We start from the raw sequence: 12,052 nt of genomic DNA on the forward strand, positions 1-12,052 counted from the left end.
GCCATCGAGTAGCAGGGTATCGCCGCCGAAGAGCGCGACCACTCGTCCCCCGCCCCTGACGGCCAGGGTCAGCATCGCTTACAACTCGATGCAGGGTCCCTGCACGCGTCCGGGAACCTGCGCGGCCACCGGGACGAGTCAGATCATGCTCTGGCATCCGACACCCGGTACATACGTTCGGAGCCATGTTTTCTGAGACCACGCCCCACAGCGGTCACATACCTGGCAGCAAGTTGCGGTCCCGGTGGCATACTGTGCATCGATGCGCGAGCCTGAGGGAGGTCAGCGTGGATTTGGTGGCCCCGGACCACCTTAACCCGTTTACGGAGCAGACGGCGACGAGGTACTTCGTAGGCCGCGAGAACCAGCTGCGGGCGTTCGAACGCTCACTCGCAGGACTTCAGGCTGGACGAACCGGGCATATGTATGTGGCTGGTGCTCACGGAACCGGAAAGACTTCATACCTGGCAAAGCTGGTCGAGCTCGCCCGGTCGGCTGACTTCCTAGCCGCGCAACCGACGCTAGACCCGGCCGCCTCAGCCCGTCAGCATGTATGCTCGCTCCTTTACTCGATCATCGAAGCAATCGACGAATCCATTCACGTTCAAGGCGGCGGCAGCGAGAGGCCCTACACGAAGGATTGGGACCTCGGCCCCAACTCCGCGCACTTCAGAGTTGCTCGGACCGATCGTCTGGTGAGCGACGAGGTTCGCGCCGATCTAAAAACGCTGCACCGCATTGCGAAAGATTCGGGCTATGAGAAGATCGTTGTCTGCGTTGACGAGGGACAGCGAATAGGTCCGTTCGCCCTTTCGGCACTAAAGAATGCCTTACAACAACTTGACGACTACCTTTTGGTGTTGTCCCTCAGACTCGTTGACGGCGACCAAGATACAGTTGCTGCGGGACGCGCCATTTTGGACGAGAAAGCAAACGAAGCAGAGGGCGATATTGGCGCAAGCCGCATGTTCGTGAGCGGAGTTCCACTCGGACCGTTTGACTCCGACCAGGAGGCGCGTGCATGCCTCCTGAAGCGGTTGGAAGGAAATCAGGTCACGTTCCAAGAGGAAGTAATCTCGCTAATTGCGCAAGTAACAAGGCGTCACCCCGCCGCCATCATTTCGCTTGCCGCAGCGACCTACGATTACGCCGTGGAAACGCTCAACTTCCAAGCGGACCCCAGAGTCTTTCAGGACGCGTTCGCAAAGCGCTACAGGAAGCAGTACGAACAGTCAATCGCCCTATGCGCTCTGCTCACGGAGACAACCAAGAAAGCGCTTAGCGCTTTGGTCAGCCTGGAAGACCCGGTCTCGCCCGAGGAGCTTACGAAGAGGGCCTTCCCTGAATGTCCAGCGGATCTCGCCGACACCGTACAAAAGGCTGTAACAAGTGAGCTACATGCTTTGCTGGCTGTGGCCCCCACCATCGTGGTGGAGCGTGACGGCCGTTACTGCATTCCCAACCCGGCGGACAGATACGCAATGACGTCAGCGTTGGGGGGGCGGTGAACCAGATGACGCTTCAACCGTCGACGGAGCTGAGGGGTCTGGAGGAGTCCTACGTCCCACACAGACTACAGAGATCGCTTCGATGGCTGAAAGAGGCTCGAAAGCCACGGGAGGCATGGCCACTCTTTCCCGGACTCTCTTCTGATCTTCACGCATCGGCCGTAGTAATCCGTACACTGCAGCTGGTCGGCAATGACCATTTGCGCGTAGAGATTGCCGAGAGTGCGGCGTTCCTAAGAGAGACTTTTGCGCCGAAGCTATCCGGAGCAACCGTACAAGACCTTATTGACCTACTTATAGCCGCCACTGCAGAGTCTTCCGAAAGTGCGTATCAACGAAGTCTCCTCGTCGAGCTTAGAACGCGGTTGCCAATTCTTGAGCGTGGGGCGGGAGGTTGCTCTACCGCACTGCTCGCCCAAGTATTGATTGTCGCTGCGGACACGCCTCACAAGTCTGATATGCAGCACTGGTGTGACATCCTGATAGAGCGGCAACACCGATACAAGGGCTACTGGCCAGATGCTGCAAGCATACGAGACGAGTCGGTTGTGGCCACCTGCTGGGCTGTTTACGCCCTCGCGGTCTGGGATCGGGCCAAGTATGCAGAGAGCATCCGCGCAGGTTTAGATTACCTACATTCATTCATCACCGACTCCGGGTGGGAATGGATTGAAGGCCAGGGAACGTATGTCCTTTCCCTTACACTGCGGGCCTTCTGCTTGGGGGAGGGGCTTTACGCGTCTCTGCAGGAGGAGGGAATTGCTCTTCTCACGTCCTTTATGAATGTTGATGGCGGGTGGGGTGTTCAGCGCGGAGAAGTGAGTGGCACGGAGTACACCGCGCTCGCCTTGGGTGCCTTGGTTGAGAGTGGCGTCGGGCGGTTTGTTCCATGCCGTGCAGCCGAGAAGGTAATCTTGCAGATTACGGCGCGAGCCGAGGCGCTAGAGGCGGAAAGGGACCGACTTAAGCAAGACTTCGACGACAGAGTCGAGCAACAATGCGGCCGCGTATTGAGGGAACGGGATAAGCTGCGGCAAGAGATAGAAGATGTGAAGACCAAGGTAAGCCAGTTCGAGCATCGGCTTCGGCTAGAGCGGCTCGAAAGTTACCGGCTTAGGCATCGCACAGAGGCAAGCCTTAGGGAATCAGTCGCCGCCGTAACGGAGCCGGTGACCGTGCCTACCTTCGTTCGCCAGTTGATGCGCGGGTCCCTGCTTCCGTTGCTCTTGGGCACATTAGTAGCCGGGACGCTCCTGACAAGCGGCTACTTGCTGGCCGACGATGGCTCTTCTTTAGGTAGTGTATTCATAGGCGCTGCCCTCGCAGCGCTAGGCATTGGCGCCGGCGGGGTCGTTATTAATTTCGTGAACCAGTACTTCGAGCGCCGCCGCCTTCTTGCCAAGCGAGTCGAGAGGCTTGAGGACCTCGGCCCTACGGAAGTGACTTCCGAGGATACCCCCATTGGAGCCCTCGCGGCGCTCTTCAGATACGCAACTGAAGACCTTCCACCAGACCTTTGCGAGGAGATTGTCTATCGACTGATCCGCCAAGGCGCTGACATGCCACCGGAGTATGGGAGGCGCTTCGCGTCGGACCTTTTAGTGCAGATGCATATACCGCCGCGGTACTCCGTTCGATTGGAAGCTTGGCTAGATGAATGGCTTCAACTCAAGCCGAGCTCAAGGCGGGCGGTTCTCACGCAGTTGAGGCGGCATCTTCTTTGAAGATGAGAGCCTTTACTGGATTGGCTTGCTCGTTGATGCTGGTTGTCGCGCCTTCGCCTCCAGCCGTCGCCGACGCTTCCGCTCTACGCGTCGCTGCATACCTTGCGCATGAGGACGCACAAGGCGCATCTAAGACCGTCGTGGTTCAAGTTGAGAACGTCAGCAAGACGGAAGTGGCGATTACCAGGGTGTCCCTCGGCTACGGTCGTTCAGAAATTGATTCCACCGGCGTCCGAACAGTCATATCGCCCCAAGCTTCAAGGGTTTTCGAGATCGAAGCTCCTGATGGCTTCCTGGCCGGAGATGCGCCGGTAGTCGTTGAGTACGTAGGGACGGCAGGCCGGACGGATGCCATCGCAGTATCTATCGCCGCCCCCTCTGCGGCACCGCCCTCCCCATTCTGGTACCCCGGCCTGTTTACTCTAGTGTCTGCAATCGTCGCGCTTGTGGGCGTGGCAATCGGCGCCTGGCTGACTCACGTAACAACGAGGAGGCGTGAGAGAGAGAAGGCCCGCCTCGAGTGGGCGAAATCGAGGTTTGACCGTGATTCCAAACCATACGTTGCCTTCTTGAGTCAAGTCGGGACCCACGTCAACGCAACGCTCCTCGAAGAACGCTTCCTAACGCTAAGGAAGGAAGTGGCGGTGCCAAGCCGCATTGTCAAGGAGTTTGAGAAGGCCTGCGGGGTTTTGCGTGACCGCGGATCTTCACAGCCGGAAAAGCGTAGGAGTTTGGAGAGGTTGCACGACGAGATATCGAAAGAACTCGAGTTCCCAGAGTGATACTTGCGTCGTGCTCGGTGCGGTGGGGTCGCATGGCCGTTCGGGCGAGGATAACGACATCATGGCGACTCGTTGCATCGAAGGCATGCGCTTATCGGGGCAGCACCATCTGTGATCTTTATCCCATTGCTGGCGATCACTTGCTGCTGGCTATCGTCGCCCAGTCACCGGCTACACGGTTGCTGGCATCCCGGTGGGTTCGAGCTCGGTTCACTCGCTCGGAGCCAAGACCAGGCGGCGGACCCACCGTACCACTCCGTCACCGGCTGCTGGCTGCGGTCTGCCGGTCCAGCATTCCACCGGTCAACGGTTCGTTCTTCTCCGAAACCGGCCCTCCAGGCGGTCCCCGTGATCCGTGCCGGTCGCCCGGCAGAGGCGGGCCACAACCCAGCGCATGGCCCGCGCCCGCTCCCCCTAACCCCGGCGAACCGCGTCCAGGCGGCGGCATTTGCTGCCACCCAAGGTCGCCCTGAAGACGTACAGACACTATTTCGGCATTATGGATCGATGCGCATGTTAGTGCTCGGCGGAACTTGGTTCGTAGGCCACGCGATTGCCACAACGGCCGTTGACGCCGGCTGGGAGGTCAGCACATTCAATCGCGGCACTTCGAACCTGTTCCTTGAGGCAGTGCAGTCCATCCGGGGTGATCGGACCCGCCCGGGAGACCTGGCTGGCCTCGCCGCCGCTGGCCCCTGGGACGCTGTGGTCGACACGTCGGGATACGTGCCGAGCAACACCCTCGCCGTCGCCCGTACGCTCGCGCCCCGCAGCCGGCGGTGAGGCTCGTAGCGATCAATGAAGGCAGCGGCAGCCACACCATCAACACGTCGACGCCGCGCGACCATTGCGCCGCGGCTGGCCGCGATGGTGATCTTTCCCTCCGGACCACAGGCGGACTCCCACCGTCTCGACGGCTCGGGCGGTACAGCCATTCATACAGCCAAGCCGAACGGCTAGAACCGACGTAACCTCGACAGCGGCAGACCACCTGAACAGCGGCAAGTTCGAATCCTGCCGGGCGCACCATCCCCACCGCAGGCCAGTGGCTTTCCGCTGCCGGTCGAGACGATCACTACGGCCCGTACGGCGGTGGCCACAGCAACGACCGTCAGTAGCAGTCTTCGGGTCTGGCCACGACAGTGCCTGAACCACGGCCGGTAGCTCGAAGGACGATCTGCCGGGCTGCTTGGGCGGGCGTGAGGTGCGTGGTGTCGACGACCTCGGCCTCGGCATGCAGCCACGTGCGGGCCGCCTCGGCGTAGGGCTCGAGGTACTTGAGGCGGAACGGGGAGGGAACGGGATGCTCCCTCTCGATACGGCTGCGGAGGGTGTCCTGGTCGGCGTGGAGGACGAAATACCTTACCGGTATGGCGTGTCGGGCAAGGCCCCCGCTGATCTCGCGCCAGTACTGCTCCACCAGGACGGTCATGGGCATCACCAGCGTGCCGCCGGTGTAGTCGAGCACGCGGCGGGCGGTTTCGACGACGAGATGCCGCCACGGCGGCCAGTGCTGGAAGTTGTCCGTCGCGGGCAACCCCGGCGTGATGTCCATGAGTGCCTCGCCGACCTTCTCGGCGTCGAACACCCGTGAAGCCGGGATCAGTTGTTGCACGAGCACACTGGTCGTCGTCTTGCCCGCGCCGTGGGTGCCGTTGAGCCATACGATCACGGTGCACGTTAACGCGGGCGAGCAACCGGGCGGCGTTGACGTGTCCCCCGGCTGAACGTCGGGTAGGTGGGCGCTTGGCGCAGGCCACTACGCTCCACACCAGAACTGTGGGACTCGACTCTTCACCTCCCGGGCTCTGGAGGTACTGGTGCCGGTCGTGCTTGGGCCATACCCGTTGTGCCCGACGTGCCAGAAGACGAACGGCGGCCTCATCGCCGCCAAGCACCGCCAGATTCACCTCCGGGCGCACGGCAGGGAGGCATGTGTCGATGCGGGCCTCGCCGGACTCATGGCCAGCCTCTGGGCTGTCTGCGACACGCGTAGCTGTTGCGAGAACGACCGCGGACGGGCGTACGTCGTACCGACCGCGGACACGTGCGACGCAGCGGAACACCTGCTGACCAGGCTCGGACTGCGCCCGACGAATCTCGACGGGATCCTCTGTTTCCACAAGCCCAGCTCCTTTCGGCTGGACGACGCCGGCCAGGTGCGACGCGTGCTCGAACAACCAGGCGGTGCCCACTCGCGCTGGCGGGTGAACGAGAACGGGGTGTTCGAACCCGTCCGCACGGCAGAGGAATCCGCCGGCGCTGACGCCGGTCCATGACGAGCGTCCCCTCAGCGACTACCGTGCCCTGATGGCCGTCTCGTCGTACGTGGCCCGGCTGCGGGCGGTGATCGGCCACGAGTTGATCCAGATGCCGTCGGTGTCGGTCGTCGTCGTCGACGACCGCGCACGGGTCCTGCTGGTACGTCATGCCGAGGACGGGAACGGGTGGGCGGTGCCCGGCGGCGCGGTCGACATCGGAGAGTCGCCGGCCCAGGCGGCCGTGCGTGAGATCCGCGAGGAGATCGGCGTCCGGATCAGCCGGCCGCGGCTGCTGGACGTGCTCGGCGGCCCCGACTACGAGGTGACCTACCCGAACGGCGACCGCGTCGCCTACGTCACCGCGGTCTACCAGGCGACCATCGCCTACGGAGAGCCGGTCCCCGACCACGACGAGATCAGCGAGCTGGACTGGTTCACCCCGCCGCAGCTAGCCGGTGCCGATCTCAACCGCTTCTCCCGGGCGCTACTGCGGGCCACCGGTCACCTCGCCGGTTGACGGCGACCGCTTCTCGCAGGCCGCTCCGCCGCCGACGGTCGAAAGGAAGCTTCCCGGTCAGGCCGGTCGGCGGTTGGCGTCCGCCCACTCCGCGTCGTTCCAGAGCGCGGGGACCGCGCCGACCGGCTGGAACCGGATCTGCGGATCGTTGCTCTGCACGAGACACATGAGACGGCGGCCGATCAGGCTTGCGCTTCGGGAGTGGCGCGCCATCGTGTCCAGCACGATCTGGGCGGACCGCGGGCAGTGCGTGGCGAACGTGTCGTAGCCGGTGAACACGAGGACGAGGCCGGCCGCCTGGGGCGTCCAGGTGGGTGACCTGGTAGCCGTGATCGCGTAGCCATCCGGTCGTCCGATCGAGGATCGGCAGGCGCCAGAACAGAGTCACCGGCGTATTGCTCATGAGGCGGAAAGCCCGGTCCCCGCTGAGATCAGCTTCCGCGTCGAAGGCGGTCACGACCGGGAGAGTACAGCCGCGACCGTACGCGAGCGCCATCGCTCCTCGACGGCGACGGACGGGCCGACCGTCCACCGCGGGCCGTGCAGGCGCACCCCGTCCAGATCTAGCCCTCTGCCGACTGGCGACCTGCGGATCGGCTCCACAGCCGGGCCTCGGCCGACAACTGCGCAAACACCTGCTCCTTTGCTGCGCCGTACTGGGCCCGACTGTGGGGATGCAGCGCGGCTGCACGCCTCTTTGCCGCCTCGTAGCGACGGGCAGCGTCCGGGGTGGCCGCGAGGTAGGCGCGAAAGACTCGGTTCGCCTCCGGCACCGGCGACGTGACTCCGAAAACGTGCAGGTGGTGGCTTCGCTTTCCGGCCGTGTCCTTCGCGAAGAACAAGTGCTCATCGTCGTCCGGGAAGGCCAACGGACGATAGGCGTACCCGAGCTGCTCAAGTGACCGGACGTCGGCGACCACCGCACCTACCTCAGGCACCACCACCAGGATGTCGATGACGGGTTTGGCAGCCAGGCCGGGAACGCTGGTGGAGCCGAAATGCTCGACGCTCAGCGCCGCGGGAAGCGCCTCCGACAACAGCCGTTCTTCGATCCTGAATCGCTCGGGCCAGGCCGGGTCGTAGGGCACCACCTCGACTACAGGCACGTCGTCGCTCACGTCGGCCACCGTAGCGGCTGGCACCTTCTTCCGACCGAGGCTACGACCCGGCTGGGGGCAGAACACGAGGCACATCAGGCGCCCACCGAACAGGGCGGGCTGAACCTCGCTCAGGCCGCCGTCAGCGCCGCCAGGGCCCGGTCCATCGCGGCGTTGAACTCCTCCGGCGTCAGCGTCAGCCGGGACTTGACGTCGCGGCTCCACTGGTCGGCGAGGACTTCGGCGGCACCCGCCTCGACGCCGTCGAGCGCCGCGTCGGCCAGGTCGGACGGCGCGATCTTGTCGACGGGCCAGCCGGCGGACATGTCGGTGTCGGCCAGGCCGAGGTGCACCGCCGTCACGAGCGTGCCCTGGTCGGCGAGTTCCAGGCGTACGCCGTTCGTCATCGCCCACGCGGCGGCCTTGGTCAGGTGGTACGCGCCGGCGCCCCTGGTTCCGAACCACGACATGGCGGAGAGCACGTTCACGATCGCGCCCCCGCCGTTGCGGCCGAGCGCCGGCGCGAACGCCCGGATCATCTCCAGGTGCCCGAGCACGTTGGTGTCCACCTCGTGCCGCACCGCGTCCAGCGAACCGGCCACCAGGTCGGTGCCGGTCTGGATCCCGGCGTTGTTGACGAGCAGCGTGACGTCCGGGGCGGCAGCGGCGACGGCACGCACCGATGCGGGATTGGTGATGTCGAGCGCCAGCACCTCGACCCCTGGCAGGTCGACGGTTTCCGGCCGGCGCGCGGTCGCGTAGACCTTGCGGGCGCCGCGTTCGAGCAGGCGCTGGGCGAAGGCGCGGCCCAGGCCGCGGTTGGCGCCGGTGACGAGGGCTACCGAGTTGGTGATGTCCATGCCCGGTACGCTAAAACCTGACGTTGACGTCAGAGGCAAGTGCTGAGCGCCCGAGCCGGGGTGAGAGGAGTCACCGTGCCCGAGCAGCTGATCCGCATCGGCGAGGTGGCGCGCGACGCCGGTGTCTCGGTGCGCGCGGTGCGCTACTACGAGGAACAGGGTCTTCTCTTCCCCAGGCGCAGCCCGTCCGGCCAGCGCCTCTACCGGCCGGACACGGTCACGCTGGTCCGCTTCATCCAGCAGATGTACGCGGCGGGCCTGACCAGCAGCCGGATCGCGGAACTCCTGCCGTGCTGGGACTCCGGGCACACCGACCCGGCGCAGCGGGCCATGCTGCGCGCCGAGCGCGAGCGCATCCAGGCCAGGGTCGACGAGCTGCGGGCCGCGCTGGACCGCCTCGACGAGGTCATCGCGATCACCGACACCCACCCGTAGGCGCGGCCCGCCGGACGCCGCAGGTCTCAGCGGCCCTCGGTCTCGCGGTGGGCACGCAGTGCGCCGGCGACGGCCAGCCCCACGCCGCCCAGAGCGACAGCCATCTCCACGGCCGAGGAGACCTCGATGGCACTGGCCGCCGGAGCACCCACGCTGATCATGAGCCCCGGTTGAAGGAAGGCGTCCTCGGCGGGCTCGACCAGGGTCCACCAGGTCGCCCACGCGGAGGCGAGAGCCGAGCAGGCCCTCACGGCGACCAGCGCCAGCAGGACCATCCCCGCCGGGAGGAGCCCGTGCCGGTCGCCCCGCCGTCCGGACAACGCCAGCACCCCGGCGGTCACCAGCACGGCGAGCAACGCCGGCCACACCGCCGCGAACAGGTCGGGCAGCGGCGGTTCGCCGGGCGCCAGCGCCACGCTCGCCACGCACCAGACGAGCACTGCCACCGCCAGGACCGTCGTCACCACACCCCGCCGCCCGCCGCGTGCCGGCAACGCCGACACGGCGACCGCGAGCAGGAGTACGCCGAGAACGAGGCCCCACGCGATGAGCCGCTGCCGGTCCATGCCGTCCTGCCAGTGCTCCAGCAGGTACGCCCTCGCCGCCGCCTGGCCCCGTGCCAGGTCGCCCGCGTCCGTCCCCCATCCCCGATGCCGGAGCAGGTTCGCCGCCACCAGGGCGAACACCCCGGCACCGGCCGCGACGCCCCGCCGCACCCGGGGCGTACCGGAGGTGGTGAGCGCGTGGCCGCACAGGGCCGCCAGGGTGACCGCTGCCCACAGCAGCGACGCGTCCGGCATGGCGAGCAGCGCCGCCCCGACCGACAGCAGGCCGGCCACGACCGCGGCGGCTCCCAGGCTCGGCGACAGACGCATGGCGCAGAGAGTGGCACAGGAATCCCGACCACGGTGACCCGCCGGTTTCGTCGGTGGTCTCGGGCATGATCGCGTGCGCCGCCGGACGACGAGGCGGGTGCCCCGAACGAGATCTCCTACTGGGGGTTCTCCGGGGACTAGCGTGCCGTGCCGGCGAGCAGCCACCGCCGGACGGGCACCTCCAGCAGCACCCGCTCACCGTCCGGCGTGACCGGCTGCCGGATGTCCCATCCGCCGTACTTCTCCGCGAACGCCGCGACGACCTCGGGCGGGAAGCCGGTGCGGTGTACGCGGGCCTCGCCCTCCGCGACGACCGGGTGGACACCGTCCTCCAGGGCGAGCGAGACGCGGGGGTCGGCCGTCACGTTGCGGGCCTTGACGCTGCGCCCCTCGCAGCCGATCCACCAGACGCCGTCGGCGTAGACGAACCACACCGGCGTGACGTGCGGAGAGCCGTCACGGCGCAGCGTGCAGAGCCAGACGTTGCGCTCGCGGGCGAGCCGGTCCTCGACGGCCGGCGGGAGCGGTGTGGCGGGAGATGAGGCCATGCGACAAGTGGATCAGGTGTCACGCGGCGGCACGCGACCGGCTCACTCGCAGATCCGCCACTCGCCGTCTTCCTTGACCATCGGGAACGACTGGGTCACGTTCGTGCCGACCGAAGGCGTGAAGCGGATGGTCGTCGACCCGCTCACCCGCCCGTTGTTGTTCGACACGTTCAGCCCGGTGATCTCGTAGCCGGTGAACTCCGGCTGGGAGGACTGCTGCCGGGTGAAGTCCGCCTCGCTGACCCGGTCGCGCACCGAGGAGCAGAACTGCCGGTACGCGGCGGGATAGTCGCGGTCGACGATCGCCTCGGCGTAGGTCTCCGCTGTGGACCGCGCCGGGCCGGTGGCTTCCTGCACGGCCCGGAAGAGGAAGAAGCCGGCGAGCACACCGCCGGAGCAACAGATCGCCAGCACCACGCCGAGCACGATGAACAGGGTTCGCTTGGACTTCTTCGGCGGCACCATGGCCGGCTGGTATGCCATACCCCGCAGGGTAGGAAACACCGGCAACCGTAAACCGGATGCTGCGGCTCCGCTTCTCGGCGACCATCGATCGATGCCCGCACACCGCCCGGCCGAACCGGACATCAGTCGCTACTACACCGAGGTCTACGCCGAGGCCGACCGGCTGGAAGGGTCACCGCAGGGCCGGCTGGAGGCACGGCGTACCCGCGATCTGCTCGCCCGGCTGCTGCCCGCCGCACCCGCGGACGTGCTGGACGTCGGCGGCGGTCCCGGTGCCTACGCGGGTCCGCTCGCCGCGGCCGGTTACCGGGTGCACCTGGTCGATCTGGTGCCCGCGCACGTGGCGGCGGCGCGGTCCGCGTACCCGCTGGTGACCGCGTCGGTGGGGGACGCCCGCGCGTTGCCGTCGCCCGACGCGGCGGCGGACGCGACGCTGCTGCTCGGCCCGCTCTACCACCTGCCGCGGCAGGCCGACCGGGTGGCGGCGCTGCGCGAGGCGGCGCGGGTGACCCGGCCGGGCGGGACGGTCGTGGCGGCGGCGATCAGCCGCCACGCCGCGCTGATCGACCTGAGCGCGCAGGGCCGCGTCGACGAGCACAACCGTCGGTTGCTGCGCGCCGAGTACGAGACCGGCGTGAACGATCCGCGCACGGGCTTCACCACCGCATTCTTCCACCGGCCGGAGGAACTGGCCGCCGACTTCGTCGCGGCCGGGCTGCCCGACCCCCAGGTGTACGGGGTGGAGGGTCCGCTGTGGCCGCTGCTGAACGCGCTCGGCACCGGGTCGCACGAGCGGTTGTTCGCCGACGCGCTGGCCTGCGCCGAGACGTTCGAGCGGGACGCGGCGATCCTCGGCGCCAGCGCCCACCTGCTCGCCGCCGCGCGCCGCTGACCGCCGGCCCGGAGTGCGGTCTGCTTTACGCCGGAGCGAAACTCGTCAAGCACCAAGGGTGACCAGTTGCGACAAACCATGTTATTCT

12 protein-coding genes and 1 pseudogene are annotated in these 12,052 nt (G+C 66.4%); 6 read left to right on the forward strand and 7 right to left on the reverse strand.

All coding sequences use genetic code 11. The features are described 5' to 3' along the window. Positions 1 to 287 precede the first annotated feature (287 nt). The 3 genes from EAD96_RS10920 to EAD96_RS30835 are packed head-to-tail and all read left to right on the forward strand — an operon-like array spanning position 288 to position 4,014. Positions 288 to 1,508, forward strand: coding sequence for an ATP-binding protein (locus tag EAD96_RS10920; protein ID WP_158614787.1), 1,221 nt, complete (start codon positions 288 to 290; stop codon positions 1,506 to 1,508). A gap of 5 nt (positions 1,509 to 1,513) precedes the next feature. Continuing rightward, positions 1,514 to 3,232 (forward strand): hypothetical protein, encoded by a 1,719-nt coding sequence (locus EAD96_RS30830; RefSeq protein ID WP_147457864.1) that lies wholly within the window; start codon positions 1,514 to 1,516, stop codon positions 3,230 to 3,232. Positions 3,233 to 3,264: 32 nt separating this feature from the next. Beyond that, on the forward strand, positions 3,265 to 4,014 hold the full coding sequence (locus tag EAD96_RS30835; protein ID WP_147457865.1) for a hypothetical protein: 750 nt from the start codon (positions 3,265 to 3,267) through the stop codon (positions 4,012 to 4,014). 1,111 nt (positions 4,015 to 5,125) lie between these two features. Here EAD96_RS30835 and EAD96_RS10930 read toward each other — a convergent pair. Next, the gene (locus tag EAD96_RS10930) at positions 5,126 to 5,686 is read right to left on the reverse strand and encodes an AAA family ATPase (protein ID WP_121684185.1); all 561 of its coding nucleotides are present in this window, start codon (positions 5,684 to 5,686) and stop codon (positions 5,126 to 5,128) included. 638 nt (positions 5,687 to 6,324) lie between these two features. Between EAD96_RS10930 and EAD96_RS10940 the strand changes: the two genes are divergently transcribed. After that, positions 6,325 to 6,792 carry an NUDIX domain-containing protein gene (locus tag EAD96_RS10940; protein ID WP_047890589.1) on the forward strand — a complete coding sequence of 156 codons (468 nt, stop codon included), beginning with the start codon at positions 6,325 to 6,327 and terminating at the stop codon, positions 6,790 to 6,792. A 57-nt stretch (positions 6,793 to 6,849) separates the two neighbouring features. On the opposite strand, the pseudogene EAD96_RS10945 reads toward EAD96_RS10940, so the two are convergent. The 3 genes and pseudogenes from EAD96_RS10945 to EAD96_RS10955 all read right to left on the reverse strand — a co-directional run bounded on the left by EAD96_RS10945 (position 6,850) and on the right by EAD96_RS10955 (position 8,749). After that, a pseudogene (locus EAD96_RS10945) lies at positions 6,850 to 7,249 on the reverse strand (barnase inhibitor). 106 nt (positions 7,250 to 7,355) lie between these two features. Next, positions 7,356 to 7,910, reverse strand: coding sequence for a GrpB family protein (locus EAD96_RS10950; RefSeq protein ID WP_158614788.1), 555 nt, complete (start codon positions 7,908 to 7,910; stop codon positions 7,356 to 7,358). Between the two features lie 110 nt (positions 7,911 to 8,020). Further along, positions 8,021 to 8,749, reverse strand: coding sequence for an SDR family oxidoreductase (locus EAD96_RS10955; protein WP_120573511.1), 729 nt, complete (start codon positions 8,747 to 8,749; stop codon positions 8,021 to 8,023). A gap of 75 nt (positions 8,750 to 8,824) precedes the next feature. Between EAD96_RS10955 and EAD96_RS10960 the strand changes: the two genes are divergently transcribed. Further along, positions 8,825 to 9,184, forward strand: coding sequence for a MerR family transcriptional regulator (locus tag EAD96_RS10960; RefSeq protein WP_199733134.1), 360 nt, complete (start codon positions 8,825 to 8,827; stop codon positions 9,182 to 9,184). Positions 9,185 to 9,210: 26 nt separating this feature from the next. Here EAD96_RS10960 and EAD96_RS10965 read toward each other — a convergent pair whose 3' ends face one another. From EAD96_RS10965 to EAD96_RS10975, 3 genes are all read right to left on the reverse strand, one after another. Next, on the reverse strand, positions 9,211 to 10,059 hold the full coding sequence (locus EAD96_RS10965) for an aminopeptidase (RefSeq protein WP_121684189.1): 849 nt from the start codon (positions 10,057 to 10,059) through the stop codon (positions 9,211 to 9,213). Positions 10,060 to 10,196: 137 nt separating this feature from the next. Further along, the gene (locus tag EAD96_RS10970) at positions 10,197 to 10,607 is read right to left on the reverse strand and encodes a TIGR03618 family F420-dependent PPOX class oxidoreductase (protein ID WP_047890586.1); all 411 of its coding nucleotides are present in this window, start codon (positions 10,605 to 10,607) and stop codon (positions 10,197 to 10,199) included. Positions 10,608 to 10,649: 42 nt separating this feature from the next. Then, a complete protein-coding gene (locus EAD96_RS10975) occupies positions 10,650 to 11,090 on the reverse strand; it encodes a hypothetical protein (protein WP_013475439.1) in 441 nt (146 codons plus the stop codon). A 73-nt stretch (positions 11,091 to 11,163) separates the two neighbouring features. Between EAD96_RS10975 and EAD96_RS10980 the strand changes: the two genes are divergently transcribed. Then, positions 11,164 to 11,964: a class I SAM-dependent methyltransferase gene (locus tag EAD96_RS10980; protein WP_047890585.1), complete on the forward strand. Its 801-nt coding sequence runs from the start codon at positions 11,164 to 11,166 to the stop codon at positions 11,962 to 11,964. Positions 11,965 to 12,052: the final 88 nt, after the last annotated feature.

It is taken from the genome of Micromonospora sp. BL1 (assembly GCF_003667485.1).
In the GTDB taxonomy this organism is placed as follows: Bacteria; Actinomycetota; Actinomycetes; order Mycobacteriales; family Micromonosporaceae; genus Micromonospora; species Micromonospora tulbaghiae.

Bases quoted from the DNA above. Each gene is read 5' to 3' on its own strand.
- EAD96_RS30830 (WP_147457864.1), top strand. From the start codon at position 1,514: ATGACGCTTCAACCGTCGACGGAGCTGAGGGGTCTGGAGGAGTCCTAC.
- EAD96_RS10940 (WP_047890589.1), top strand. From the start codon at position 6,325: ATGGCCGTCTCGTCGTACGTGGCCCGGCTGCGGGCGGTGATCGGCCAC.
- EAD96_RS10955 (WP_120573511.1), bottom strand. From the start codon at position 8,749: ATGGACATCACCAACTCGGTAGCCCTCGTCACCGGCGCCAACCGCGGC.
- EAD96_RS10965 (WP_121684189.1), bottom strand. From the start codon at position 10,059: ATGCGTCTGTCGCCGAGCCTGGGAGCCGCCGCGGTCGTGGCCGGCCTG.
- EAD96_RS10970 (WP_047890586.1), bottom strand. From the start codon at position 10,607: ATGGCCTCATCTCCCGCCACACCGCTCCCGCCGGCCGTCGAGGACCGG.
- EAD96_RS10975 (WP_013475439.1), bottom strand. From the start codon at position 11,090: ATGGCATACCAGCCGGCCATGGTGCCGCCGAAGAAGTCCAAGCGAACC.
- EAD96_RS10980 (WP_047890585.1), top strand. From the start codon at position 11,164: ATGCCCGCACACCGCCCGGCCGAACCGGACATCAGTCGCTACTACACC.